The organism is Trichocoleus desertorum ATA4-8-CV12, assembly GCA_019358975.1.
GTDB lineage: Bacteria > Cyanobacteriota > Cyanobacteriia > FACHB-46 > FACHB-46 > Trichocoleus > Trichocoleus desertorum_A.
The window spans coordinates 48,657-74,119 of the sequence record JAHHIL010000002.1; the positions used below are offsets into that span (position 1 = coordinate 48,657).

General features: G+C 50.6%; 25 protein-coding genes. 21 read left to right on the forward strand and 4 right to left on the reverse strand.

Annotation, left to right across the window (positions count from 1 at the left end):
• The first annotated feature begins 22 nt into the window (after positions 1 to 22).
• From KME12_02785 to KME12_02800, 4 genes are all read left to right on the forward strand, one after another.
• Positions 23 to 1,111, forward strand: coding sequence for an AI-2E family transporter (locus KME12_02785; GenBank protein ID MBW4486697.1), 1,089 nt, complete (start codon positions 23 to 25; stop codon positions 1,109 to 1,111).
• 174 nt (positions 1,112 to 1,285) lie between these two features.
• Entirely contained in the window at positions 1,286 to 1,636 is a 351-nt protein-coding gene (locus tag KME12_02790; GenBank protein ID MBW4486698.1) for a LapA family protein, read from the forward strand.
• 137 nt (positions 1,637 to 1,773) lie between these two features.
• Complete coding sequence (locus KME12_02795) at positions 1,774 to 2,604, forward strand: segregation/condensation protein A (protein ID MBW4486699.1); 831 nt, start codon at positions 1,774 to 1,776, stop codon at positions 2,602 to 2,604.
• 344 nt (positions 2,605 to 2,948) lie between these two features.
• Positions 2,949 to 4,148 (forward strand): NDP-sugar synthase, encoded by a 1,200-nt coding sequence (locus tag KME12_02800; protein ID MBW4486700.1) that lies wholly within the window; start codon positions 2,949 to 2,951, stop codon positions 4,146 to 4,148.
• 112 nt (positions 4,149 to 4,260) lie between these two features.
• Here KME12_02800 and KME12_02805 read toward each other — a convergent pair whose 3' ends face one another.
• A complete protein-coding gene (locus tag KME12_02805; GenBank protein ID MBW4486701.1) occupies positions 4,261 to 4,689 on the reverse strand; it encodes a hypothetical protein in 429 nt (142 codons plus the stop codon).
• A gap of 404 nt (positions 4,690 to 5,093) precedes the next feature.
• Here KME12_02805 and KME12_02810 point away from each other — a divergent pair, with 404 nt between their 5' ends.
• Entirely contained in the window at positions 5,094 to 6,884 is a 1,791-nt protein-coding gene (locus KME12_02810) for an alpha/beta hydrolase (GenBank protein MBW4486702.1), read from the forward strand.
• An 84-nt stretch (positions 6,885 to 6,968) separates the two neighbouring features.
• Here KME12_02810 and KME12_02815 read toward each other — a convergent pair whose 3' ends face one another.
• Entirely contained in the window at positions 6,969 to 8,093 is a 1,125-nt protein-coding gene (locus KME12_02815) for a transposase (GenBank protein MBW4486703.1), read from the reverse strand.
• A gap of 415 nt (positions 8,094 to 8,508) precedes the next feature.
• On the opposite strand from KME12_02815, the gene KME12_02820 reads away from it, so the two are divergent.
• On the forward strand, positions 8,509 to 9,261 hold the full coding sequence (locus KME12_02820; GenBank protein ID MBW4486704.1) for a class I SAM-dependent methyltransferase: 753 nt from the start codon (positions 8,509 to 8,511) through the stop codon (positions 9,259 to 9,261).
• Positions 9,262 to 9,280: 19 nt separating this feature from the next.
• Positions 9,281 to 10,207: a tRNA pseudouridine(55) synthase TruB gene (gene truB, locus KME12_02825; protein MBW4486705.1), complete on the forward strand. Its 927-nt coding sequence runs from the start codon at positions 9,281 to 9,283 to the stop codon at positions 10,205 to 10,207.
• Here truB and KME12_02830 read toward each other — a convergent pair.
• Positions 10,180 to 10,533, reverse strand: coding sequence for a hypothetical protein (locus KME12_02830; GenBank protein MBW4486706.1), 354 nt, complete (start codon positions 10,531 to 10,533; stop codon positions 10,180 to 10,182). The genes truB and KME12_02830 overlap by 28 nt on opposite strands.
• A gap of 113 nt (positions 10,534 to 10,646) precedes the next feature.
• Between KME12_02830 and KME12_02835 the strand changes: the two genes are divergently transcribed.
• The 4 genes from KME12_02835 (at position 10,647) to KME12_02850 (ending at position 14,542) form a co-directional block, all read left to right on the forward strand.
• Positions 10,647 to 12,587, forward strand: a complete 1,941-nt coding sequence (locus tag KME12_02835) for a S9 family peptidase (protein ID MBW4486707.1) — start codon at positions 10,647 to 10,649, stop codon at positions 12,585 to 12,587.
• 69 nt (positions 12,588 to 12,656) lie between these two features.
• Positions 12,657 to 13,508 carry an ABC transporter ATP-binding protein gene (locus KME12_02840; GenBank protein ID MBW4486708.1) on the forward strand — a complete coding sequence of 284 codons (852 nt, stop codon included), beginning with the start codon at positions 12,657 to 12,659 and terminating at the stop codon, positions 13,506 to 13,508.
• A complete protein-coding gene (gene scpB, locus KME12_02845; GenBank protein ID MBW4486709.1) occupies positions 13,505 to 14,050 on the forward strand; it encodes an SMC-Scp complex subunit ScpB in 546 nt (181 codons plus the stop codon). Before KME12_02840 ends, scpB begins: the two co-directional genes overlap by 4 nt.
• 135 nt (positions 14,051 to 14,185) lie before the next feature.
• The gene (locus tag KME12_02850) at positions 14,186 to 14,542 is read left to right on the forward strand and encodes a DUF760 domain-containing protein (protein MBW4486710.1); all 357 of its coding nucleotides are present in this window, start codon (positions 14,186 to 14,188) and stop codon (positions 14,540 to 14,542) included.
• A 101-nt stretch (positions 14,543 to 14,643) separates the two neighbouring features.
• On the opposite strand, the gene KME12_02855 is transcribed toward KME12_02850, so the two are convergent.
• A complete protein-coding gene (locus KME12_02855) occupies positions 14,644 to 15,852 on the reverse strand; it encodes a trypsin-like peptidase domain-containing protein (protein ID MBW4486711.1) in 1,209 nt (402 codons plus the stop codon).
• Positions 15,853 to 16,280: 428 nt separating this feature from the next.
• On the opposite strand from KME12_02855, the gene KME12_02860 reads away from it, so the two are divergent.
• From KME12_02860 to KME12_02905, 10 genes are all read left to right on the forward strand, one after another.
• A complete protein-coding gene (locus KME12_02860) occupies positions 16,281 to 17,051 on the forward strand; it encodes a M23 family metallopeptidase (GenBank protein MBW4486712.1) in 771 nt (256 codons plus the stop codon).
• 45 nt (positions 17,052 to 17,096) lie between these two features.
• Entirely contained in the window at positions 17,097 to 17,963 is an 867-nt protein-coding gene (locus KME12_02865) for an inositol monophosphatase (protein MBW4486713.1), read from the forward strand.
• A 68-nt stretch (positions 17,964 to 18,031) separates the two neighbouring features.
• Positions 18,032 to 18,979 (forward strand): DnaJ domain-containing protein, encoded by a 948-nt coding sequence (locus KME12_02870; protein ID MBW4486714.1) that lies wholly within the window; start codon positions 18,032 to 18,034, stop codon positions 18,977 to 18,979.
• Positions 18,979 to 20,208, forward strand: a complete 1,230-nt coding sequence (locus KME12_02875; protein MBW4486715.1) for an ATP phosphoribosyltransferase regulatory subunit — start codon at positions 18,979 to 18,981, stop codon at positions 20,206 to 20,208. The genes KME12_02870 and KME12_02875 overlap by 1 nt, the downstream gene beginning before the upstream one ends.
• Positions 20,209 to 20,293: 85 nt before the next feature.
• On the forward strand, positions 20,294 to 20,518 hold the full coding sequence (locus KME12_02880) for a ferredoxin family protein (protein MBW4486716.1): 225 nt from the start codon (positions 20,294 to 20,296) through the stop codon (positions 20,516 to 20,518).
• Between the two features lie 202 nt (positions 20,519 to 20,720).
• Positions 20,721 to 21,452, forward strand: coding sequence for an ABC transporter ATP-binding protein (locus KME12_02885; GenBank protein ID MBW4486717.1), 732 nt, complete (start codon positions 20,721 to 20,723; stop codon positions 21,450 to 21,452).
• 82 nt (positions 21,453 to 21,534) lie between these two features.
• Positions 21,535 to 22,026, forward strand: a complete 492-nt coding sequence (locus KME12_02890) for a M67 family metallopeptidase (GenBank protein MBW4486718.1) — start codon at positions 21,535 to 21,537, stop codon at positions 22,024 to 22,026.
• Between the two features lie 54 nt (positions 22,027 to 22,080).
• The gene (moeB, locus tag KME12_02895) at positions 22,081 to 23,253 is read left to right on the forward strand and encodes a molybdopterin-synthase adenylyltransferase MoeB (GenBank protein ID MBW4486719.1); all 1,173 of its coding nucleotides are present in this window, start codon (positions 22,081 to 22,083) and stop codon (positions 23,251 to 23,253) included.
• Between the two features lie 778 nt (positions 23,254 to 24,031).
• Complete coding sequence (locus KME12_02900) at positions 24,032 to 24,229, forward strand: hypothetical protein (protein ID MBW4486720.1); 198 nt, start codon at positions 24,032 to 24,034, stop codon at positions 24,227 to 24,229.
• A 168-nt stretch (positions 24,230 to 24,397) separates the two neighbouring features.
• Entirely contained in the window at positions 24,398 to 25,423 is a 1,026-nt protein-coding gene (locus KME12_02905) for a zinc-binding dehydrogenase (protein ID MBW4486721.1), read from the forward strand.
• The last annotated feature ends 40 nt before the right edge of the window (positions 25,424 to 25,463 follow it).

A 25,463-nucleotide genomic window follows, 5' to 3' on the forward strand; every position in this document is an offset into this window, starting at 1 on the left:
GCTGAATCATGGGTTGCCTAAAATGCGCCGTTCAACCAATCTCCAACGCCTGTTTCTACTGGGTTTGAGCGGCCCAATCCTAGCTTTAAATGTCTGGATTCTGTCGCAAGTTTTTCGCTACTTTGAGCATTCAATCACCCTCCTCGTCGTAGCGGCAATTTTGGCGTTTCTGCTCAACTATCCGGTGCAGTTCTTAGAGCGGGCTCAGATTACCCGTTCTCAAGCTGTGATCGTGGTCCTACTGCTGGCCCTAGCGCTGTTGGTGGTGCTGGGAGTGACTTTGGTTCCAGTTTTAGTTGAGCAAGCAGCTCAGTTTGTGGACAAGCTACCTGCCTCCCTAGCTGCCAGTCAGCGTCATTTGGCATCGTTGGATGTTTGGGCGAAAGCGCATCGCCTGCCTCTAGACCTACAAGGTTTTAGCACCCGGATCAACAATCAAATCGAAAATCAGTTGCAGACTTTGGTCAGCCAAGCGTTAGGCGTGGCGCTGGTAACAGTTTCTGGGCTATTCGATTTGGTTTTAGTGGTGGTACTGGCCTTTTATATGCTGCTCTACGGCGATCGCATGTGGCAGGGGCTAGTGCACTTGTTGCCACCGAGCATTGGCTTGCCGCTCAGCGTTTCTTTACGCCTAAACTTTCAAAACTTTTTCATCAGCCAGATGCTGTTAGGGTTGTTTATGTTCGCCATCCTAACGCCCATTTTTATGGGGCTGAGAGTACCATTTGCCCTACTATTTGCGCTGCTGATTGGCATAGCTGAGCTGATTCCCTTTATTGGAGCCACGTTAGGAATTGGCTTAGTGATTCTGCTCGTGATGTTTCAAAACTTTTGGCTCTCGCTACAGGTGGCCTTTGTTGCAATTTTGATGCAGCAAATCAAAGACAACGTTTTCGCCCCCAGACTCATGGGCAATTTCACCGGGTTAAATCCCATTTGGATTTTTATTGCTATTTTAATGGGGGCACAAATCGCAGGGCTCCTAGGAGTTGTGGTGGCCGTCCCCATTGCAGGCACCATCAAGAGTACCATTGACGCGATCCGCGAGATGAATCGCCCCAAAGTAGTTACCACGGAAGTGCTGCCTGGAGAGAAACCAGCCCATTACTAATCACGCCATGCCATCAAGTCATGCCATCAAGCCATGCCATTCAGCCATTCTATTAAGCAAGTGGGCTGGTAAGCTTTTCTTCAGGTCCAGAATCGGGGATTTGAGCTAGAGTCCTGATGGCAACCCGATCACTCTGTGAACTTAGCTAGACCTATGCAATCAAGGAGTTAGTGAATGCGCCAGGTTAACTTTTTAATTATCTTTGTCATTGCGCTGGCTCTGGTTTTATTCAGTTTAGAAAACACGGAACCTGCCACGATTCATATTGTCAGAGATATCCAGGTTCAAGCTCCACTGGCGGTGGAACTCATTTTGGCTCTAGGTGTGGGAGCAGTACTGGCCTGGGTATTTAGCGTTTGGACCCAATTGCAACACATGATAGAAATCCGCAAAGGCTTGCAACAGATTCAAGAGCGTGAGCAACGGATTGAAGAGTTAGAGCAAGACCTCGATCGCTACAAAGCAGAACTGCAAGAACAGCAACCCCTCTTGCCTGCGGTTGATTCTATGGCCCAAGAAGTCTAGACTGCTGGCATGTCTGCTGCTGATTTGACCAACCCTCATAGTCTTTGGAGTCTAGTAGTGCCACTGTTTCTGCTGGGCTTGATTGTAGTAGCGGCTGTTGTCTTTGTTCGAGTTAACAGCAAGTAGGAATAGGTTGCATGGTTCTGTCTCTGGCCCAAAGCGCGATCGCCTTACTGTCTGAGTTGGCAGAGCGAGGTGAAATTGACCCTTGGGATGTCCAAGTGATTGAGGTGATCGATCGCTTTTTGAGTGAATTAACTCCCAGTGATACGGTAGAAATCAGCCGCGCCACTTACCAATCTGACCTGTCTCGTTCTGGGCAGGCTTTTTTGTATGCCTCCATGCTGGTGCTGCTTAAAGCCGACACGTTGGTCCGGGCCGAATCTTCTGAAGTAGAGGTTTTAGATGAGGGGGAGTTTCTAGAGACGGATGGGTTTATGGAGGCTCAGATGCCCCTACATTTAGAGCGGCGCTTGCGACGACGAGCCGTGGCAAAACCACCCCAAAACCGTCGGGTGACCTTGCAAGAGTTGATTGAGCAGCTGGAACTGATGGCTGACACCATGAAAGAAGCAGTGCCCCGCACCCGTCCCCGTCGGCCTCGGCCTCAATCGCGCAGCCAAGCAGTCCGGGCGATCGCGCAACTGGCGCACCAAGAAAACCTTTCGGAAGTAGCAGCGGCCCTAGAGCGGTTTCTCGCGACCCAAGGGCTAAAAATCTCCCAAGGAGAAGATTGGCTAGACTTTGATTTGCTGTTAGAACTATGGTCTGGTGCTGGTCAGCAAGAATTAAATCTTCCTGGCTTGTCTCATGGCTCGCATCACAATACTGGCGATCGCGTTACCATCTTCTGGGCACTCTTGTTTTTGTCCGCTCAGTCCAAAGTAGAGTTATCGCAGGAGGAGTTTTACCAAGATCTGAAGGTGCGGAGCCTCACAGAGTTACCGATTTTTGCGGTATCTGAATAGACTGCATCATCCAGTCGGGACACCACCCGTATGACAAAGCCAGTTTGACCAAGAATGTAAAAGATCTGTTAGCATCTTGGCGACCCTCAGTCGGTTTTGTCTGGTAGCTGTAAATTTTGCCTAGTTGGTACAGCGCGATCGAGATCAATTGAGACAATGGTTGATAGATGATCTACAACCAAACAGGTTGCATCAATACGAATGTTCAGCGGCTACTTGAACGCATGTTCAGCAGCTACTTAAGCCGTCTGGCCCTGAGAGCTAGTGTAAGCATTGGAACTCAGCCGCCAAACAATGGATCGATTATTGACAGTGTAGTGGTCTAGGGTGAGAGATAAATATTTATGAAAGCCATGATCCTGGCAGCTGGTAAAGGTACGCGCGTTCGTCCGATTACCTACACCATTCCCAAGCCCATGATTCCAATCCTGCAAAAGCCAGTGATGGAATTTCTTTTAGAACTTCTGCGCCAGCATGGTTTTGACCAGATTATGGTCAATGTCAGCCACCTAGCCCATGAAATTGAAAACTACTTCCGGGATGGGCAGAAGTTTGGTGTCCAGATTGCCTACTCCTTTGAAGGGCGAATTGTAGATGGTGAGCTAGTTGGTGAAGCGCTCGGCTCGGCAGGAGGCATGCGCCGAATTCAAGACTTTTCTCCTTTCTTTGACGGCACCTTTGTGGTGATGTGCGGTGATGCCCTGATTGACCTAGATTTGAGCGAAGCGGTGAAATGGCACCGAGAAAAAGGCTCGATCGCCACTGTGATCATGAAATCGGTGCCCCGGGAAGAAGTTTCTAGCTACGGAGTTGTGGTCACCGATGAGACGGGTCGGATTCAGGCCTTCCAAGAAAAACCCTCTGTAGAGGAAGCGCTCAGCACCAGCATCAACACAGGGATTTACATTTTTGAGCCAGAAGTTTTAGATTACATTCCCTCTGGCTGCGAGTTTGATATTGGTGGAGATCTGTTTCCGAAGCTAGTAGAAATGGCTGCGCCTTTCTATGGCGTCACAATGGACTTTGAGTGGGTAGACATTGGTAAGGTGCCCGACTACTGGCGCGCCGTACGCGGTGTCTTGCAAGGCGAAATCAAAAATGTGCAGATTCCAGGCCACGAAGTCGCACCGGGGATCTATACCGGGTTGAATGTGGCTGTGAACTGGGACAAGGTAGATATCCAAGGCCCAGTCTACATCGGCGGCATGACCCGAATTGAAGATGGAGCCAAGATTGTTGGCCCCACCTACATTGGCCCTAACTGCCGCATTTGTGGAGGTGCCACGGTCGATAATAGCGTCATCTTTGAATACTCCCGCCTCGGCCCAGGAGTGCGCCTAGTAGATAAGTTGGTATTTGGTCGCTATTGCGTAGACAAGACAGGGGCCACAATCGACGTCCAAGCCGCAGCCTTGGATTGGCTAATCACCGATGCGCGTCAAGAGGTTCCTACCCAGCCTCCTCTAGAACGGCAGGCGATCGCCCAACTCTTAGGCAAGGACATTAGCGAGATCGGCAAAGATAGTCGAGCGATTCTTTCCTAAAAGCTTCTTTAAAATCAACGCTGAGCCACGCTAAACTTTAGCCAAGATCAAAATCCGACCCTTGTCTACTTCCTATGAGACGCTTAAGGGTCGGATTTTTGTTGTCTCAAGGTTACCGCAACACTAAAGTGCCTTGGACATTCACTCGATAGGCTGTACCCACATAGCCAGTTCGCTCGTACAGAACTTGATGGATATGTTGATCGAGCTTTACCTCGTCGGAAATGCGGGAGCGATAAAAGCCCTTCATTTGGTCTTCAATACCCATTTCGCTGAGGCGATCGTGCACTCCGGTACTGTTGCCCTCAAAATAAGCAGTTCTGGCAGTATCGTCTTGGAGAAAGCTGACAATTACTGAGAAGGGTACGCCTCCAACCGTGACATACTCCCCCACTACCAAGACCACCCAAAGCCCCAAAGATAGCAGGACGCCTGAGCCAGCCAAGGCGACAATTTGCTGCGGCGATCGCGACGGCCTAGAACCCGGAGGTTTAGCTTGTTTCTGTAGGGCTTGCTTCGATTGAGGTGTAAAAGCACCCATGATCTCAGACCTCTAGCGATCGCTCCTAATCTAGCCTAGAGGGTGAGAAATTAGGGAAAACTTGCTGGATTCTTGGCAGTTGGGCCTGTATAAGATTGCAGGTGCTTCACATCTAGATTTGGTCTGGCATGACACCCTGCCCAGGGGGATGTTAAATCACTGCGCACTAGTTACCTTGAGATAACTGATGCAATTAGCTGCTCTCAGGAGTGGTGTGACGAGGAGATCTGAGTACAACCTTCATGAATTTGTCTCTGTTTGGTTTTGTAGCCCTGGCCCGCCACTGGCGGCGATTTCAATCTGTTTCTTGGACCCGTGAAGCTTCTTGTGCCCATGAAGCTTCTTATGCTCATGATGGTGCTCATACTCAGCAATTGAGCCGCTGGGTCAGATTCAGTCTAGGAATGCTGGGTGGTTCGTTGTTGCTCCCTGCTGTGGCAACTCAGCCTGTGGCTGCGGCAGAACGCATTTATGTGTCCTATGGCGCTATTGAACGCTCCATTGCAGTAGACACCCTAGAAGCTTATGCCAGAAGCGGCACCATCAATGATGACTTAGCTGCCTACGCGCAATATGCTGACCCCAAACAGCTACAAGATTTGCGAAAGTTTCTACTCGTGCCGATTCAGCTCTCTCCGGTGGCGGTTTCTCAATTTCTCTACACGCCCTCAGGAGAAGCTTTGTTGTCTCGCTTAGGCCAGGTCATTCAAACAGAGGCTCGGCAACCTGGGTTCTACGCCATTCGCTCGGCTTTAATCTTGGCGGCAGCTCAACCAGAGGGCTTGACTTTACTCAATGTCCTCCGGCAATTTCCGACGGATGGCCTGCGGGTGAACTTGGGTCGTAGCTTAGAAATTGCTAGAGCCCTAGATGAGTTTGTGGAGCAAACACAAGAAGCAAGCACAGCAATTGGCCAGCAAGCCAGGACAGAAGCCGCATTCGCTCCTGTGACCGATTTTTCAGCATTGCCAGATCTGCGGCAATCGGGAGGGTTTAAGTGGGAAAAAACCACGATCACTTTGAGCGATCGCACCCGGAAGACCATTCAACGGTTTCCCAATCGCCCACCTATCGAAGTTCCCAGGGAGCGGATATTTCCAGTTGACGTTTACCTACCTGTGGCAAACGCGACAAAGCCTCAGCAGGCTCCACTCTACCCAGCGCCAGTGATTGTAATTTCTCATGGCCTCGGTTCCGATCGCACAGTCTTTGATTATTTAGCCAAACATCTCGCTTCCTATGGCTTTGCCGTGGCCTTACCAGAGCACCTAGGGAGTAATGCGGGGCGGTTGCAGGCGCTGTTGAGTGGCAGATCTACAGATGTGGCTGAATCCTTTGAGTTTGTCGATCGCCCCCTGGATGTTAAGTATTTACTAGATGAACTAGAGCGGCGATCGAAATCAGATCCCTTAATGCGCGGACGGCTCAACTTACAGCAGGTTGGCGTCGTAGGGCAGTCTTTTGGTGGCTACACAGCTCTTTCTTTAGCGGGGGCAACACTGAATTTTGAGCAACTCGCGCAGAACTGTGTGCGGATCAATGAATCTTTGAATCTATCGTTGTTGCTGCAATGTCGGGCGTTGGAATTGGCGGGGCAACAATACAAGTTACAAGACCCTCGCATTAAGGCGGCGATCGCAATTAATCCAGTTGATAGTAGTCTCTTGGGCGAAGCAGGGTTGAGCCAAATTCAAGTGCCTCTGATGATGATTACTGCTGATGCTGACACGGTGGCACCAGCCCTACCAGAACAGATTCGCCCTTTCACTTGGTTGACAACGCCAGAAAAATATTTGGTGTTGATGAAGGGGGGAACGCACTTCTCGGCCATTGGCGATTCTGCCACGAATAGTGAGGTGGTGCCCATTCCTCCTCAAGTGATTGGTGAAGCCCCAACGTTGGCTTATCGCTATGTGCAAGCTTTAAGCGTGGCTTTCTTTAAAACTCATGTCACCGATCAACAGCAATTCCGACCCTACTTAACTTCTGCCTATGCCGCTGAAATTAGCCGAGAACCCTTGGAGCTAAATTTGGTGCAGTCTTTTAGCGCAGCTCAGTTGACCCAAGCCCTAGATGGCGAAATGACAGAGCCCAGAGTGTCACCGGAGGCTGCTCCTCCTCCCACACCAACCTCCCCTGATGACCCACTACCCACTCCGGTGCCCTTAGAGAACCTAGCCCCCACAACCCCTTAGAACTTGTAATCCTGAGCCGCTCCTGAGCCAATGTGTCAATCCTGATTGATCTACTCCCCGCTCTAAAGAACGGGGATTCGAGACTCAGGCAGAGATTGCAGGCTGAGCCTGACTGACATCTCCTACTCCCCAGGTTGAGATCCCAACCTGTTTGATATTCACAGCCGCGTTGTCATCGCGGTCATTCACCGACTGGCACGAAGGGCAACGCCATTGTCTGGTGGAGAGTGCCAAAGACCCTAGAACATGCCCACACTTTGAGCAAGCCTTGGAACTGGGGAACCAGCGCTCAATATAGCTGATGTGCTTTCCCTTTTTAGTGGCGACCCATTCGAGAATTTGTAGAAACTCGCGGAACCCTAAATCACTCACCTTTCGTCCCCAAAGGCGCTGCATCCCTTTGAGGTTCAACGTCTCGAAGTACAGCACATCAAATTGCTCAGTCAGCTTGTGTGCCAGCTTCCAGAACCAGTCCCGTCTACGATTGGCGATGTCCTCATGCCTGCGGGCCAAGGTGAGCCGAGCTTTTTCACGGCCATGAGAGCCTTTGCATTTACGGGAGTGATGGCGGTTGGCTTTTTGAATGGCAGCTAGCGACTGCTTGAAGAACTGCGGTGATTCAATACTGAAGCCTTCAGAGCAGGTGAGGAAGGTTTTGAGGCCGAAGTCAAATCCAGCGATTCTACTCGTCTCGAACTTGTTTTCTGGCTTAGATTCAGTCTCGACCACAACCACCATGAACAACTCCCCTAACGGAGTGCGCTTGACGGTCAGGGTCTTGACTTTGCCCTCAATCTCTCTAGAGTGCCAATACTGATAGATCCGCTCTCCAATCTTTACCCGATTGCCGCCGAGAAATTTGTACCCTGCCTGTTTCAGGGTGAATGATTTGTATCGCCTAACTTTCTTGAACCCTGGTGGTCTGACTCCTTTCTGGTGATGACTAAAGAACAGTTTGTACGCCTTCTCAATGCGTTGGCAGATATCCTGCACCGCTTGAGAGCCGACCGACTGCCAGAACACTTTACGCTTTCGCAGCTTGGCAATCTGAGACTGAAGTTTGGCACAACTCAAATGCTTACCCCACATGCGGTAGTACCGCTTATGGAGAGCAATGCAGTGGTTGTAGATCACTCCAGCAGCATTAATCATCCGCTTGAGATGACGGTTGCGCTTGTGCGGGTAGAGCTTAAACTTCAGAGTCTTCATGAGTTTATGATAGCCTATTTGTATAGGCATTGCATAGACACCAAATGAAAAAGACGCTCAATGTTAGGGTTGAAGAGTCAAGGCTTCAGAAACTACGGCAGGTGGCAAAAGTGAGGAGGAAAACCATGACTCAGTTGGTTGAGGACTGGATTGATCGGCTACCCAATCCCCAGAAGGAGGACACTGCCGAATAAATTCGGCTATTCGCTTATATCCCCCGGTTGAAACACGGGGGCTTTACGCATCAAACTCGTAAACCATCTAGGGCCAATCATGGATGGATGCTGGATTGATTAAGGGCGATCGCGCTGTTCAAGACTTGACCAAAGCGCCTACAGTTCTAAAGGAACCAATTTTTTAGCTGTCTTGAGATAATTTATCCGTGCCACTGCCTGAGCCTAATCATCAACGAATTATGGGGGAATTAATTGCACTGCAAGCCCAGGATCGTCAGTGTAATTTATCCCAATTTAGAAGCATCACAAGTGCCGAGCAGTATCAAAAGCTTTATCAGTTATTGCAGCAATATGTAGCACCAAGGAGCGCAGTTTTAGATTGGGGTTGTGGCAATGGTCATTTCTCCTATTTCTTAGCCCGCTCCGATTACCAAGCTTATGGTTATGCCTTTGAAGACTTTTACTTACGAGAGCAATTAAATCAGTTTGGTTACAAATTTAAGCGAGGCACTCCCACGGATGCGATCGCCATCCCCTACGAAGATCAACAGTTTGATGCGGTTGTTTCGGTTGGGGTTCTAGAGCATGTGCGAGAAACCGGGGGGGATGAGATCGCTAGCCTAAAAGAAATTTTTCGCCTACTCAAACCGGGGGGCTATTTCATTTGCTATCACTTGCCGAATCAATCTAGTTGGATCGATCCGATCGCCGCGCTAGTTCCTAATAAACACCACCATCTTTATCGGTACACTCGCGCCTCAATTCAAACTCTATGCCAGACGGCAGGATTGGCACTGCTAGACGTGCAGCGTTACGGCGTTTTGCCACGTAATTTCTGGGGTAACTTGCCTACAAGTATTCGCACTTCGACGGCGATCGCTCGTAGCTGGAATTTAGCTGACACAACTTTGAGCACCATTTTCTCCCCGTTCTGTCAGAATTATTGGTTTGTGGCGCAAAAACCAAGCAACAGCCACCTTCCCACCGCGTAGAGAGATTTAAACTGAGACTGTGCAAGGGTTTTTGAACTTAAACAAACCAGCGGGCATGACATCCCATGATTGCGTGGCTAAGCTGCGCCGCCTGCTGAAGACAAAGCGAGTGGGACATGGCGGCACCCTCGACCCCGCAGCTACCGGAGTGCTGCCTGTGGCGATCGGACGAGTTACCCGCTTACTGCAGTTTCTGCGATCGGATAAGGCGTATCGTGCCACTGTGCGATTGGGAGTTAGAACTGCAACCGATGATTTGGAGGGAGAAACGCTATCGACTCAAGCCGCACCAGACTTAACTTTGGAGATGGTAAAAGCAGCTCTACCGCAGTTTCAGGGGCCGTTGCAGCAAATTCCGCCTGCTTACAGTGCCATCCAGGTAGAAGGGCGGCGGCTATATAGCTTGGCTCGTGCGGGTGAAGCCATCGAGGTACAACCCCGTGCTGTTGAGGTGTATGGAATCGAAGTGCTGGATTGGCGATCGGGCGACTTTCCCGAACTCGATTTGGCGATCGCTTGTGGCCCTGGCACCTATATCCGGGCGATCGCGCGAGACTTAGGCGAGGTGTTAGGGGTGGGGGGCACGTTAGCCGCTTTGACTCGCACCGAAAGTTGTGGCCTCACGTTAGCGGATAGCCTCACCTTTGCCGATTTAGAAGCGCAGTTACAGGCGGGTAAGTTTGAAGCGATCGCTCCTCTGAGTGTTCTAGACCACCTACCGATGATTAGTCTCTCCCCGGAATTAGCGCAGCGTTGGTGCTGGGGACAACGAGTGTTTCAGTCGCTGGATCAGCCTTTATTTCAAGCGGTCACGTCCCCAGATGCTGCAAGCTTGGCGGTGCGGATTCACCATGAAGATGGACGACTTTTAGGTGTGTCTCAGCAAATTCAAGAACCAGAAGGCACATTACTAGCGCCTCAGATGGTGCTTGAACCGAATTTATAAAGCTCATCTTCTGGCTCATCGGGCAACTCGGTTTGCCAGGTGGAAACCGGACGCAGCACCGCCGGAAGTTCACCTTGGTCTAGGGGAAACTCCAAAATAGTTTCTTGTAAGCCTAAATAGCCAGATTCACTAAATGAGATGAGCATCCGTTGGAGGGCAGGCCAGATTTCCGCTTCGTATTCCCAGTCGCGATCGCGGTTGGCTCTCCCGGCGATCGAGCGTAAGGCCCAGAAGTAACTATTCCGCACCATCGACCCACCTTTTTTGTAAGGAGGGACATCCTCATGGTGTAGGAACAGAATGTCATCAACGATTTTGGCTCTCATAGTTGTTTCTGGGGCTGATTCTGGGGGCTGATTCTGCGTTAAGGCGATCCGGAGGGCGAAAAAGCTTCTATCCTCAATTTTAGGAATCGCTGACCCGCCTTTGGAGAATACTCATGCCCTCATCCCAAGTTGCCGCTTACGGTACCTGGAAGTCCCCCATCACTTCAGATTTGATTGTTACAGGTACGATTGGCCTCAGTCAGGCAACCTTGGACGGAGAGGACATCTACTGGCTGGAGCTACGACCCACCGAGGCAGGCCGAACCGTACTGGTGCGTCGGACTCCCGATGGGCAAACTTCAGATGTGACCCCTGCGCCGTTCAATGTGCGAACCCGAGTGCATGAATATGGCGGTGGAGCTTATACCGTCTACAAAGGCACCATTTACTTCACTCACTTTGCCGATCAACGCCTTTACCGCCAAACGCTAGGCTCAGAACCTCAAGCCCTGACACCAGAAGGCAACTGGCGCTATGCCGACGGTGTGGTAGATGAATCACGACAGCGCTTTATCTGTGTGAGAGAAGACCACACGGCTGGTGAGCAGGAACCCATTAACACAATTGTTAGCCTAAGTTTAGAGGCAGACCAAGAAGCGCAGATTTTGGTAGCGGGCAGTGATTTCTACTCCTCCCCACGTCTCAGCCCGGATGGCTCACACTTGGCTTGGTTGACCTGGAACCACCCCAACATGCCTTGGGATGGCACAGAACTCTGGGTCGCTGCTTTTAACTCCGATGGTTCTCTAGGACAGCCCGAAAAAGTGGCAGGCGGCATTGCAGAATCGCTCTTTCAGCCCGAATGGTCTCCAAGCGGCATTTTGCACTTTATCTGCGATCGCACAGGTTGGTGGAATCTGTACCGCTGGCAGCAGGATCAAGTAGAAGCGTTATGCGATCGCGCTGCTGAGTTTGGCGAACCGCAGTGGGTGTTTGGTCAGTCTACCTATGGATTTGATACGAGTGGCAGCAGCGAGCAAATTATCTGCACTTATGTTGAGCAGGGAACGACCCATCTCGCTCGGTTAGACCCAACTACCAAACAACTAGAACCGATCGCTATTCCCTATACGGTGGTGCGGGGGCTACAAGTGGCCGCAGGGCAAGCTGTTTTCTTGACAGGCTCCCCCACAGAATCACTGGCGATCGCCCGGCTCGATCTAGCTACAGGCGAAACTTCTGTTTTACAACGCGCCAGCCACCTGACGGTTAATCCAAGTTATTTGTCAGAACCACAAGCGATCGAGTTTCCCACCGAGAATGGTTTGACTGCATACGCTTTCTTCTATCCGCCTAAAAACCAAGACTACACCGCACCCGATGGGGAAAAGCCGCCTTTACTGGTCAAGAGTCATGGTGGCCCTACTGCTAGCACTTCCACGCTTTTAAGCTTGAGCATTCAGTATTGGACGAGCCGGGGCATTGCTGTTTTAGATGTCGATTACGGTGGTAGCACTGGATATGGTCGCGCCTATCGGGAACGGCTAAAAGGTCAGTGGGGCATTGTGGATGTGGATGATTGTGTGAATGGAGCCCGCTATTTAGCCGAGCAAGGACTGGTGGATGGCGATCGCCTAGTGATTGATGGGGGCAGCGCGGGTGGCTATACGACGCTTTGTGCTTTGGTGTTTCGGGATGTGTTTAAGGCAGGTGCAAGCTACTACGGCGTCAGCGATTTAGAGGCGCTCGCCAGAGACACTCACAAATTTGAATCGCGCTACCTGGATGGCTTAATTGGCCCTTATCCCGAACGGCAAGACCTTTATCAAGCGCGATCGCCCGTCCATTTTTGCGATCAGCTTGCCTGCCCAGTGATTTTCTTCCAGGGCTTAGAAGACAAAATTGTGCCGCCTAGCCAAGCCGAAGCAATGGTAGAAGTGCTGCAATCGAAGGGCTTACCCGTAGCCTACATTGCGTTTGAGGGCGAGCAACATGGTTTCCGCAAAGCCGAAAATATTAAGCGATCGCTGGACGGCGAACTCTATTTCTACTCGCGTGTATTTGGTTTTGAGCTAGCCGATGCGGTCGAACCCGTTGCGATCGCCAATCTATAGCAGGGAAGCTGAGGACAGGCTATATCGGTGTTAGTGTAAAGAGCGGTTACATTTTCGCCTCGCTTATTCATGTCTGCTGCCATCTCCCTGCAAAACGTCTATAAAACCTATAGCGATCGCCCGGTCGTTCAGGATCTTTCACTGACAATTCCATCAGGGGAGATGTTTGGCTTGCTCGGCCCCAACGGGGCAGGGAAATCTACCACGATCCGCATGTTGACGACGCTGACCAAGCCTAGTCAAGGTCAGATTCAGGTTACTAATTTTGATGTGGTGCGTCAGCCTGCTCAGGTGAAGCAACGGATTGGGGTGGTGTTGCAGCAAACCAGCGTGGATGGCGACCTTACCGTTTGGGAGAACATGGAATTTCATGGCCGCTTGCACCATATCCCTAACCGAGTGCGGCAGGAGCGGATCGATCGCTGGTTAGATTATGTAGAACTGAGCGATCGCCGGAAGGATTTGGTCAAAACCTTATCAGGAGGGATGAAGCGGCGTTTACAGATTGCCCGCGCCCTGCTGCATGAGCCAGAAATTCTGTTTCTGGATGAGCCGACTGTCGGTCTAGATCCCCAAACTCGCCGCCGCCTCTGGGAAATCATCCGCGATTTGAACAAGCAGGGCATGACCATGTTGCTAACCACGCACTACATGGATGAAGTGGAGTATCTGTGCGATCGCATTGGCGTGATGGATGCGGGCAAGCTGATTGAGTTGGGCACGCTCTCCGAACTAAAACAGAAATATGGCAAAGGCTTGGTGATGACGCAGAAAGGCGACAAATGGGATTATCAGTTTTTCCCTGACTTGGAGCAAGCCAATGCCTATCTGGATCAGCAACCAAACAAGACTGGTATGATGGTGCGACCTTCCAACTTAGAAGACATTTTTGTTGAACTGACAGGACGTAATCTGGATTGAGCGATCAACCAACGCTTTGGGAAGAACCGCCAAAACAGACGGGACTCGCCAGCACCATCGAAGCGATTCTTTACTTAAAAGCCCAACCGCTGGCGCTCAGTGAGATTGCCAAATATGCAGGCTGCGATCGCGCCACGGCAGAAGAAGGCTTGATCGAGCTTATGAACGACTATGCCCACCGCGACAGTGCCTTAGAAGTAGTAGAAACCCCAGAGGGCTACAGCTTGCAACTGCGACCTGCCTTTCATAAGTTAGTCCAAACCTTGATTCCGGTGGATTTGGGGGTGGGGGCTTTACGAACTTTAGCGGCGATCGCCTTGCGCGGCCCGATCGCCCAAGCAGATTTGGTCAACTTGCGGGGGTCCGGTGCCTATCAGCATGTTCCGGAACTAGTCGAGCAAGGTTTTGTGCGGAAACGGCGACAATCGGATGGTCGATCCTATTGGTTACAAGTGACTGAAAAGTTCCACCAGTACTTCCAGGTAGACAAACTGCCGATCGCTCTAGAGCCGCAAAACTCAGAGTCTGCTGACGAGCCGTAAATTTTGTCTTTCACAGAAGCCCACTGATTACCCGTCCCTCAAGGTTCGGAATTTTCACCCTTTTAAGACTAGTCTTAGGGGTGGGTGGAAGTGCCACAATAGTACAAATAAGCAAGCAAACCCTTTAGCGTCCTTATGGTCTTTAACCCTGAAAGTGCTAAGTTCCTTGGCTCTGACCCCGAAAATGCTCAAGCTAATCCGTTGCTGAAATATCTGCAACATCAGTCGCCTGAGGTGCTAGCGCGGGTTGCCAAGTCAGTCACGCCTGAGGTGAAACAAATTATTTCCCACAACGTTCAGGGTTTGGTGGGAATGTTACCCAGTGAAGGCTTTAACGTTCAAATTACGACCGATCGTGACAATCTAGCGGGTCTGCTCGCCTCTGCCATGATGACGGGCTATTTCCTGCGTCAAATGGAGCAACGTATGGAACTAGAAGGTGTTTTGGCGGGTTCGATGTCACTGTACGAAGATCCAAGCACCAACCCATAACCTAGAAGCTTTCTAATCTCTAAAAAGAATTTTTCAGGATCGCGAAGATTGACCTAACCCCTAGCCCCTTCCCTGCCAGGGAAGGGGAATAAGATAGCAGATTAGCCCATTTCTTCGCTGGGAAAAGCGCTGGGCTGAACTCGCAGGCGTTGAGCTTTGCCGTTGCGGTTAATTTCTAAATTGAGCTGTGCTCCTACAACACTCGCCTCAACCATCTCTTGCACTTCAGAAGCGGTTCTAACGGGCTTATTATTGATTTTTTGAATCACATCTCCCTGCTGCAAACCTGCCTTGTCAGCGGGTGAGCCGTCTAAAACTTTGACAATCAAGACGCCTTGATCTTGCGTCACCTTAATGCCTAACTCGCGATCGCGATTGATTTCCTCTTTAATCTCGCCTGTTAGGTCAACCATTTGGATGCCCAGGTACGGATGCTCGGCGCGACCACTCCGAAACAGTTGCTCGGCAATGCGCTCAGCCGTCTCAATCGGAATGGCAAAGCCTAGCCCTTGAGCATCAGCCCGAATGGCTGTGTTGATGCCAATGACTTCTCCTTGCTCATTCAGCAAAGGCCCACCAGAGTTGCCCGGATTAATCGCCGCATCAGTTTGGATAAATTGCACCCGCTTGTTGGGGACTCCCACTTGAGAACTAGAGCGGCCAATGGCGCTGATGATGCCAGCGGTGACGGTGTTATCTAGACCTAAAGGATTGCCGATCGCGATCGCCCATTGTCCTGGCACTAATGATTGAGACTTGCCTAACTTAACGATAGGCAAGCTAGAAGCACTAATTTTGACCACCGCTACATCTGTCACCGGATCGGTTCCAACCACTTTGCCGTCAAAGCTTCGACCATCCTTCAGCGTCACTTTAACGGTATCCGCGTTAGCGACAACATGAGCATTTGTCATCAGTCGGCCATCAGCACTGAGAATAAATCCAGAACCCGTACCTCGCTCCATTCGCTCCTCTGGGAGGGGAGCACCATTGCCAAAAAAGCGTTTGAACATGGGGTTCCTAAACGCCTCCGGCACATTATCCGCCACGGTCCGCGCCGAATCAATCCGCACTACCGCAGGCCCGACTCTTTCGACGGCGGCAGCAATAAAGTTAGAGCTCGTGTTAGGGATGGGCAGGTTGGTGGAGCGAGTTTCTGGCTCCTGCACAGGTTGCTGCAAAAAAGGCACTAGTCTGCTGGTTGCAGAGGTTCGATCAACGTTGAGGTAGCGGGTACCCCACGCTCCTGCACCACCACCAATGGCTAATAAAGCTAGGTAAATCGTTAGTTGTTTGAACGACAAACTCATAGTCTCAACACTGATTGGCAGTGACGCAGGAAAACATACCTCTACTGTAATCGATGGGGCTTCTAAGCAGGAGAGTCAGCTAGAGCTAGGCGATTGCTGTGGATTGCGATTCAATGAAGTTAGGAACTAGGAGCCAGAAGACAGGAGTCAGGAGCTAGGGGTATAGAAGACAGAATGCATAGATCTAAACCCTTGACTTACAATTTCTACTTTCTGGCTTCTGTCTCTCGACTTCCGTCTCTCGACTTCTGTCTCCTCAAGATGTGATGCTCATGAGTTTTTCTCGCTGGTTTTCTCTGCCAACTCTGTTCTGGCTCACTTTGTTTTCGCTTAGCAGTGGTGCTGTAACGCCGGAAGTGAGGTCGCAGGTGCTGCCAGGGGCGATCGCTCAAACCTCCAATCTATGTCCAAAGCCTGCCTTAGAGCGTTTGACTCGCCACACGATCAAGTCCGGTGAAACGCTAGAGAGTATTGGTCAGAAGTACAATGTGATTCCTGCCACCTTAATGGGGTTTAATCCTAGCCTCAGAAGCGGCAAGGTTACCTCTGGTGCAGAAATTGTGGTTCCGCCTTACAACGGGGTGCAGGTGAGCGTTCCAGCGGGGCAAACTTGGCGAGATGTCGCAGCTACCTACAAAGTACGGGCTGATGTATTGTTTGAAATCAATGGTTGCGCAGCTAAGCCCACCACTGTTTTTGTCCCCGGTGTGAATTGGTCTCCAGTCGGCTCCGCTCCGCCTAGTATTAGTCCCAAAGATCGCGATAACTACGGCTTAACAGGCTACCCTCTGCCCACCACTGCGACAGTGTTGCTCGGCTACGGTTGGCGGTTACAACCCGCGATCGCTCAAGTAGCCTTTCACAGTGGCATTGACCTAGCTGCTCCCCTAGGCACCAATGCGCTAGCCGCTGGAGATGGGGTCGTGGCTTTTGCAGATCAGCAAGGCAGCTATGGCAATTTAGTCGTGATTAACCATGCGGGTGGACGCCAAAGTCGGTACGCCCAGTTAGGCAGCATCAAAGTTAAGGCGGGCCAAACCCTAAAAAAAGGCACTGTGGTAGGTACGATTGGTAGGACTGGAACGCCTAGCTCAACAGCGGCTCACTTGCATTTCGAGGTACGCTACACCTCCAATTTGGGTTGGGTTGCCGAAGATCCAGAGCCTTATATTCAAGGCATGAAGGTGGCAAAACAATGATTCAATAAAAGACTATGAATAGATATTTATAAATAAATATTAAAAATGAGCCACCCAACGCCCGAACAACTCCAAATCTTTTTAGATGTTGCCACGGAAGCAGTGCTGGCCGCAGGAGTCATCTTGCAAGACTACTGGGGCCATCTAGAGGCGATTGAAGAGAAAGGCCGTCCCGGAGATTTAGTCACAGAAGCAGACAAGGCGGCAGAAGCGGCAATTTTACAGGTGCTACGCCGCCACGTTCCCGACCATCCCATTTTGGCTGAAGAATCGGGTCAGCTCAACAACAAGGCCAGTGAGTATTTGTGGGCGATCGATCCTCTAGATGGCACCACGAATTATGCTCATCAATATCCCGTGGCCGCCGTTTCAGTCGGGCTGTTGATTGAGGGAGTCCCTCACGTCGGCGCTATTTTTGATCCCTTTCGCCAAGAACTGTTTCGAGCCGCTACGGGTCTAGGGGCAACTCGCGATCGCCGTCCGATTCAAGTCTCAAAAACGGCTGAACTCGGTAAGAGCATCTTAGTGAGTGGTTTTGCCTACGATCGCCGCGAAACCTCAGACAATAACTATGCCGAATTTTGCCATCTGACTCACCTGACCCAAGGGGTTCGTCGTAGTGGCTCTGCTGCCCTAGATCTAGCTTATGTGGCCTGTGGTCGTTTCGATGGCTATTGGGAGCGGGGGCTATCTCCTTGGGATATGGCAGCGGGCATCGTGTTAGTCCGGGAAGCGGGTGGGCAGGTTACAGCTTACGACCAAAGCCCTTTAGTCATTCCTTCCGGTCGCATTTTAGCCACTAATCAGCAAATTCATAACGCTTTGAGCCGCGAACTGTTACAGGTGAGCGCTGCATCAGCCGCAAGAAATGATAACAATGTATTAAGTCAGGATGCTGGCCACCACTACTAAGGCATGCATCCCCTGTGCGCAAAGTAAACTAGAAAGAATTTAGTAGTAGGAAAGTGAGACCACAAAACATGTCTTTTCAACTTGACCGAGGGCTATTTAAGCTGGATTTCACTGACCACTACGCTATCCTAGGAGTTCCAATCAATTCGGACGCCAAGGAGATTCGAAAACGCTATCTCAAAATCGCGCGTAGTCTGCACCCAGATAGTTTTTCATCTGATTCTGAAGAACACAAACAGCAAGCGACCGAATGGTTGTCAAAGCTCGTCAATCCAGCCTATGAGAAGTTGTCGCAAGACAGAGAACGAGCTGAGTACGAGGTGCTAGTGCGGCTAAAAGGCCAACAGGCTGTTAAAGAGAAGGATTCTGTTCAGATCTTGAGTGAAGTAGCGAACCAACTCTCTAAAGCCAGTGATGTCGATCATGCTTATAAAACTACACTGCATGAATTGGCGACTAAACAATATCAATCTCCAGATCAAATGCTGGAGCTGACGGGTCAAATTAGTGAACTGAATTTTGTGTATCTACTTCGTAAAGGTGGAGCAGGGATTCCGTCTTCGCAATCTAAAAATCCAGTGGGGGGAGGTGCTACCACTTCTGATCAAGCAGGCAAGCCCCCTACCCCAGCGGCTCCTGCGACTCCGCAACCCAAACTGACTGCTGTAGAACAATATTGCCGTCGGGCCGAAGAATTGATTCTTAGAAATGCTTTTGCTCAAGCTATTTTAGAACTCCGGGATGGTTTGAAATTAGAACCAAATAACAGCCGCTGTCATGGTTTATTGGGCATGGTGTATTTGAAGCAAAACCAAGCCAAAATGGCTAAGATTCATATTGAGCGGGCACTACAGCTAAATCCGAAAGATGAAGTAGCTTTGGAAGCGAAGCAAAAATTAGATAAGCTGTCTGCGGGGACTGACAGTAAGGGCAAAACAGCCAAGGCTGCTCAGTCGGAGAAGCCCCGTGATTCAGGTGGGGGTTTGTTTGGTTTGTTTGGTGGAAAGAAAAAATAATGGTTTATCAACCACCTGCTGGAGCTAGGGACCTCCTGCCACTGGATGTGGCTCAAAAGCGCTGGATTGAGAAGCACCTACAGCAGGTGTTTCATCGCTGGGGCTATCACCGCATCATTACTTCAACCTTAGAGCGGCTAGATACCCTGATGGCGGGGGGGGCGGTGCAGCGCTCTACGGTGATCCAAGTCCAAGATGCCGAAAATGAAGTGTTGGGACTGCGTCCGGAGCTGACTGCTTCGATCGCACGGGCAGCGGTAACTCGGATGGCAGGTGCCACGTATCCCCAGCGGCTTTATTACAACGCCAATGTCTTCCGGCGAGCGGCCCAAGCCAATCACAACCGTCAGCAGGAGTTTTACCAGGCGGGCGTGGAGTTGTTGGGCGGTGGTGGCCTTGTAGCGGATGCAGAGATTTTGCTTTTGCTAGCTGAGTGCCTAAAAACTCTCGGTATCGCTCAGTGGCACTTGGTACTAGGGGAAGCAGGACTGACGCGATCGCTCCTGTCGCCTTTTCCCAGCCACTTGCAAGACACAGTGCGACAGGCGATCGCTCATTTAGACCGCATTGCTCTAGAAACTTTGCCCCTCTCGCTAGAATTGCGGGAACGAGCGCTTTTCTTAGTGGATCTGCGGGGTCGCCCTACTGATGTGCTGCAAAAGGTGTCGAGTTTAGATCTGGATGCGACTCAACGGCAAGCGGTGAATAACCTCAAGTCTTTGGTAGAGCTACTCAGCGATAGTTTTGCTGAACAGCCAGAGCAATCTCCGCTGATTCTCGACCTTAGCTTAATCCAAACTTTTGACTACTACACAGGCATTGTGTTTGAAGTGGTGAGTGAGGCGGAAGCGGGACAGCGCGTTCTGGGTCAAGGGGGGCGCTATGATCAGTTGTTGGGTCTTTATCATCCTCAGGGAGAAAGTTATCCGGGGATTGGCTTCTCGCTCAATATTGAGGATTTGCATCAAGTCCTGTTGCCGACTGATCAGTTGCCTCAAGAAACGCCTCACAGTGATTGGTTGGTAGTGCCAGAGAGCGCTCAAGCTTATACGGCGGCGTTTGCCTATGCCCAAAAGTTGCGGGAATCGGCTGAGTTGGTGCGAGTAGAGGTAGACTTGGGCGATCGCGAAACTTCGGAGGCGGTGCGGGAATATGCTCGCGATCGCCGAATTGCTCAGTTGGTGTGGATCAAGGCGGATGGTTCTGCGGAAGTAGAATCTCTCACCTAGCCTTCCCCTGAAGATTTAGGTTAATCCTGATAGCTTAGAAGAAGCAGTCAGATTGATTTGTTTTGCGTTTCTGAGAGAGAACACTGTGCCACATACGATTGTTACGAATACTTGTGAAGGCGTTGCCGATTGTGTAGATGCTTGCCCGGTGGCCTGTATTCACGAAGGTCCTGGTAAGAATACGAAAGGTACTGATTGGTATTGGATTGATTTCACGACCTGCATTGATTGTGGGATTTGTTTGCAGGTTTGTCCGGTGGAGGGGGCGATCGTGCCGGAGGAGCGGCCTGATTTGCAAAAGACTCCTTAAGACTGGAAACCTAACCCCCAACCCCTTCCCTACTAGTTAATGACCTAACCCCCAACCCCTTCCCTGATAGGGAAGGGGAGCAAGACAACTTCAAAGCCCCTCGCCTCCTAGGAGAGGGGTTTGGGGAGAGGTCAACTCCAGAACTTGGAAGTTATTTACTCCACGCCGCTAAACACTAACTGCCAATCGCTAATCCCCCACTATGACTCATTCTGCTCCCTTGCTTGAAGTTGAAGATGTCTATGCAGGTTATGTGCAGGACTTGAATATTCTGCAAGGCATCAATATGAAGGTGTATCCGGGGGAGTTAGTGGCGGTGATTGGCCCAAATGGGGCGGGTAAGTCAACGCTGGCGAAGACGGTTTTTGGGTTGTTGACACCGAATCGCGGCAAGATTACGTTTAACGGGGATAACCTTGCGGGTTTGAAGTCGAACCAGATTGTGCAGCGAGGCATGTGCTATGTGCCGCAAATCTCTAATGTGTTTCGATCGCTGAGTGTGGATGAAAACCTGGAAATGGGGGCTTTTATTCGCAATGAGCCATTAGAGTCAACCAAGGATCGTATCTACACGATGTTTCCTGATCTGGCGGGTCGGCGGCGACAGCGGGCGGGCACTTTGTCGGGTGGGCAACGACAAATGCTGGCGATGGGACGAGCGTTGATGCTGCAACCGAAGCTGATGTTGCTGGATGAGCCTTCGGCAGCGTTATCACCGATTTTGGTGAACAATGTGCTGGAACAAATTAAACAAATCAATCAAAACGGTACGGCAATCGTATTAGTAGAGCAAAATGCTCGTAAAGCGCTGGAAATGGCCGATCGCGGTTATGTACTAGAGGCAGGACGCGATCGCTTTGAAGGCCCAGGGCGTGACTTACTTTATGATCCCAAGGTGGGTGAGCTGTATTTAGGGGCAGGCAAAGCGCATTAAATCTCACTTCATTACTCAGGTGGGGTTGATTCTGACGTAGAATAGATAATCTAGCTCAGCAAAAATTTTTGACGATCCGTTCGTGATTCTGCAACTCGACTCTCACCACATTCAAGCGATCGCGGCTCAGGCTGAGCGCACTTACCCAGAAGAGTGCTGCGGTTTGCTATTGGGAAAAGTGAGTTCAGGTTCTATCGCATCAAGAACTGAATCAAGAACTGTGGTGGAAGTTCGCGCCACTGAAAATGTTTGGACTCAGGATTTAGGTGACGCGATCGAGTTGCCAAACGATTGGGATGTGACCCAACACAAGCATTTCTGGATTGATCCCCGCGAGATATTGCAAGTCCAGCGGGAAGCACGCGATCGCCACCTCGACATTATTGGTGTGTACCACTCCCATCCCGATCATCCCGCCACACCTTCGGAGATGGACCGAATGTGCGCCTGGGCGCACTACTCGTATGTTATTGTTTCCGTTCAACACGGTAAAGTTATAGATCTGCGTAGCTGGAGCCTGACCGAAGACCATCGGTTCCAGCCAGAAGATATTTTGATTGCTGAGGCTGTTTAGTTTTAGCGATTTCTCCGAACTCGCCTATCCCATCATCTCTTTGCATTCATTGCCATGCTCAATCCCAATTTGGATGAGATCCAACTCACAAAAGACGAATACGAACGGTATTCTCGCCACTTGATTCTGCCAGAGGTCAGTCTGGAAGGGCAAAAGCGCCTGAAAGCGGCTAGTGTCCTCTGCATTGGCACCGGCGGTTTGGGTGCACCTTTGCTGCTCTATTTAGCGGCAGCGGGTATCGGACGCATCGGTATTGTAGACTTCGATGTGGTCGATCACTCCAACCTCCAGCGCCAAGTGATTCACGGCACTTCTTGGGTGGGTAAGCCCAAGATCGAGTCGGCTAAGAACCGGATTCTCGAAATCAATCCCAACTGTCAAGTTGATCTGTACGAGACTCGCCTCAGTTCCGAAAACGCTCTCGATATCGTTGCGCCTTACGACATTGTGGTGGATGGCACCGACAACTTCCCCACTCGTTATCTGGTCAACGATGCTTGCGTGCTGCTGAACAAACCCAACGTCTACGGCTCCATCTATCGCTTTGAAGGCCAAGCAACGGTCTTTAACTACGAAGGTGGTCCTAACTACCGCGACCTCTACCCCGAACCCCCACCGCCAGGGCTGGTGCCTTCCTGTGCTGAGGGTGGTGTGCTAGGCATTCTGCCAGGAATTATCGGCGTAATTCAAGCCACCGAAACAGTCAAAATCATTCTGGGTAAAGGGACAACGTTGAGCGGTCGTTTGTTGCTTTACAACGCCTTGGAGATGAAATTCCGGGAGTTGAAGCTGCGGCCCAACCCAGTACGGCCTGTGATTGAAAAGCTGGTGGACTACGAAGAGTTCTGTGGCATTCCTCAAGCTAAAGCTGCCGAAGCCCAGCAACAAGCCGAAATCCCTGAGATGACGGTGCTAGAGCTGAAGCAACTGCTCGACAGTGGTGCCAATGACTTTGTGCTGCTCGATGTTCGTAACCCCAACGAGTACGAGATTGCCCAAATTCCAGGTTCGATTTTAGTGCCCCTACCCGACATTGAAAGCGGCGAAGGTGTAGCTAAGGTCAAAGAAGCACTCAACGGCCATCGTCTGATCGCTCACTGCAAGATGGGCGGACGCTCTGCCAAGGCTCTTGGCATCCTGAAGCAAGCAGGTATTGCCGGAACCAATGTCAAAGGTGGTATCCAAGCTTGGAGCCGAGAAGTCGATCCTTCTGTGCCTGAGTACTAAATCCCTGAGCCCTAATCGCATTTCAGATTAGTTCTCATCGCCCCCTCACTTTTGTTATCCCCCTCTCCTCTGTTGAGTCGTTGGGTTGGCAAGGTGTAGGGGGCGATCGCGTTGATCCGAGCTATTTATAATTGATCCCCAGCTATCTTTTCCTTTTTTGTGTAGCTTAATCCGCTGGTGATGGTCGTTACTTTCCCCGCGTTAAACTCATGCATTAATGTTGTTAGCTATTGCGCTTTGCTTTTTTGGACTGGGATGTAACAGCTACTGCATTCTTGAACGCGATCGGATTTTGATTAACCGCTCTGGGGATCGATCCCTAAACTAGACATTTAGATTGCATTTGTCGGGTTTATTACCACCATAAAAAACAAAGTTTTTGTATCCAAAAAATGCTGTGTTACTGCTCGCAATGCAATTTGTCTCCCAAGACGGATGCTGGGGATCGCCCACTAGCTCTACCTTAGAGTTTAAGGAGCATAGGTCTTCAGTATTTGCTTAAGACATTTTTGAAGCCAGGTCTGGTAAGTCCCTAAGTCAACGAATCATACTTACGCTTCTTAGGAGGCTTAGTTTCATTCTCAACTGATCCATTGCTTAGCAGGTCGTTTCCTAGCCAGAGTGCTCTAACGTGACTCTAAAGGTGAACAATTGTAAAGCGATTGATCGATAGAAGTATCAGACCGAATTGCCAAGAACAATCGAGTGCATCAAATAAACTCGGCTCTTGAATCCCTATTAATTAACAAGTTTTAAACTGTTTGGAGAGCTAAGTGCCATGAATAGCGATGTTAATAAATGCCCTTATTGCGATAGCCCTTTACTACGGCATGCTCGTCAGAAAGGAGTGTACTGGTTCTGCACTTCCTGTTGGCAAGAAGTGCCCTCACTCTCTAGCGCCGTACTGCGGAGTGAGACCCCTATGACCGCTTTAACCCCCAATAAAGCCACTTCTGCCTATCGTTCTAAGCAATAAGAGAGCTTTGTTTTAGCCAGATTGTTTTAGCCAGATCAAGTTTGAGTTGCATAAAGCCATGACCCTGTCTCTAGTCGAGATGGGGCTTTTTTATGGAGCTAGAGGTGCAACTTAGCGTAGCCCTATCTTGATAAGATTGAGAGAATTCAAGGGTTTTGGGCAATTCCTGTGCTAGCAGCGCTCCTGTACGGTCAAGAAGATTTACGGTTAGAACAAGTTGCTGATCCTACTCCTGCTCCGGGCGAAGTGGTGATTCAAGTAGCAACCGCAACGACTTGTGGCACAGACCTCAAAGTCTGGCGACGTGGGGGCCATGCCAAAATGCTGCGTCCTCCTACCTTGTTTGGGCACGAAGCGGCGGGCCCAATTGTCGCGATCGCGGCAGATGTGACTGGATGGAAAATTGGCGATCGCGTGGTGGCCAATAACTCCGCCCCTTGTCTCAACTGTTTTTTCTGCCACCGACAAGAATATTCGCTCTGCCCCAACTTAACGTTTAACAATGGCACCTTTGCGGAGTATCTAAGAATTCCCGCGCCGATTGTCCAACAAAATTTGCTACCCATCCCCGAAGATTTGCCAGCAGAATTGGCAGCCATGACCGAACCCTTGGCTTGTGTCTTGCATGGGGTGGCTCGCTCCAACGTGAAACCTGGCGATCGCGTCGTGCTGCTGGGGGATGGGGCGATCGGATTGATGTTTGTGGCCGCATTAGTTAACCAAGGTGCAGAAGTATTTTTATTTGGAGGTAGCGACTCACGCTTACAGGTTGGCTCTAAGTTTGGGGCAGCTCAAACCTTTAACTATCGGCAAGTGCCTGACCTGCCAACGAGAGTGCGAGAGCTAACCGATGGCTGGGGCGCTGACGTGGTGATTGAAGCAACAGGAGTTCCGGCGGCTTGGGAAACTGCGATCGCCTGTGCTCGTCCGGGAGCGACCGTAAATCTATTTGGCGGTTGTCCTCGTGATACCACCATTACCGTCAATACCGAACAACTCCACTACAGCGAACTGACGCTGAAAGGCGTTTTTCACAACACGCCTCACTATGTCCGTGCTGCTTTGGCCCTGCTAGCCAGCCGAACCGTGCCGTTCGAGTTGTTAATTAGCGATCGCCAACCACTCGAACAGTTAGAGCAAGTGTTTCAAGACATGAAGGACCGCAAAGTCATCAAAGTTGCGATCACAAACTGATATATTTAGGGCGCAAATCGCCAATACTAGGGCATTGCTA

Bases quoted from the DNA above. Each gene is read 5' to 3' on its own strand.
- KME12_02785 (MBW4486697.1), top strand. From the start codon at position 23: ATGCGCCGTTCAACCAATCTCCAACGCCTGTTTCTACTGGGTTTGAGC.
- KME12_02790 (MBW4486698.1), top strand. From the start codon at position 1,286: ATGCGCCAGGTTAACTTTTTAATTATCTTTGTCATTGCGCTGGCTCTG.
- KME12_02795 (MBW4486699.1), top strand. From the start codon at position 1,774: ATGGTTCTGTCTCTGGCCCAAAGCGCGATCGCCTTACTGTCTGAGTTG.
- KME12_02800 (MBW4486700.1), top strand. From the start codon at position 2,949: ATGAAAGCCATGATCCTGGCAGCTGGTAAAGGTACGCGCGTTCGTCCG.
- KME12_02805 (MBW4486701.1), bottom strand. From the start codon at position 4,689: ATGGGTGCTTTTACACCTCAATCGAAGCAAGCCCTACAGAAACAAGCT.
- KME12_02810 (MBW4486702.1), top strand. From the start codon at position 5,094: ATGCTGGGTGGTTCGTTGTTGCTCCCTGCTGTGGCAACTCAGCCTGTG.
- KME12_02815 (MBW4486703.1), bottom strand. From the start codon at position 8,093: ATGAAGACTCTGAAGTTTAAGCTCTACCCGCACAAGCGCAACCGTCAT.
- KME12_02820 (MBW4486704.1), top strand. From the start codon at position 8,509: ATGGGGGAATTAATTGCACTGCAAGCCCAGGATCGTCAGTGTAATTTA.
- KME12_02830 (MBW4486706.1), bottom strand. From the start codon at position 10,533: ATGAGAGCCAAAATCGTTGATGACATTCTGTTCCTACACCATGAGGAT.
- KME12_02835 (MBW4486707.1), top strand. From the start codon at position 10,647: ATGCCCTCATCCCAAGTTGCCGCTTACGGTACCTGGAAGTCCCCCATC.
- KME12_02840 (MBW4486708.1), top strand. From the start codon at position 12,657: ATGTCTGCTGCCATCTCCCTGCAAAACGTCTATAAAACCTATAGCGAT.
- KME12_02850 (MBW4486710.1), top strand. From the start codon at position 14,186: ATGGTCTTTAACCCTGAAAGTGCTAAGTTCCTTGGCTCTGACCCCGAA.
- KME12_02855 (MBW4486711.1), bottom strand. From the start codon at position 15,852: ATGAGTTTGTCGTTCAAACAACTAACGATTTACCTAGCTTTATTAGCC.
- KME12_02865 (MBW4486713.1), top strand. From the start codon at position 17,097: ATGAGCCACCCAACGCCCGAACAACTCCAAATCTTTTTAGATGTTGCC.
- KME12_02870 (MBW4486714.1), top strand. From the start codon at position 18,032: ATGTCTTTTCAACTTGACCGAGGGCTATTTAAGCTGGATTTCACTGAC.
- KME12_02875 (MBW4486715.1), top strand. From the start codon at position 18,979: ATGGTTTATCAACCACCTGCTGGAGCTAGGGACCTCCTGCCACTGGAT.
- KME12_02885 (MBW4486717.1), top strand. From the start codon at position 20,721: ATGACTCATTCTGCTCCCTTGCTTGAAGTTGAAGATGTCTATGCAGGT.
- moeB (MBW4486719.1), top strand. From the start codon at position 22,081: ATGCTCAATCCCAATTTGGATGAGATCCAACTCACAAAAGACGAATAC.
- KME12_02900 (MBW4486720.1), top strand. From the start codon at position 24,032: ATGAATAGCGATGTTAATAAATGCCCTTATTGCGATAGCCCTTTACTA.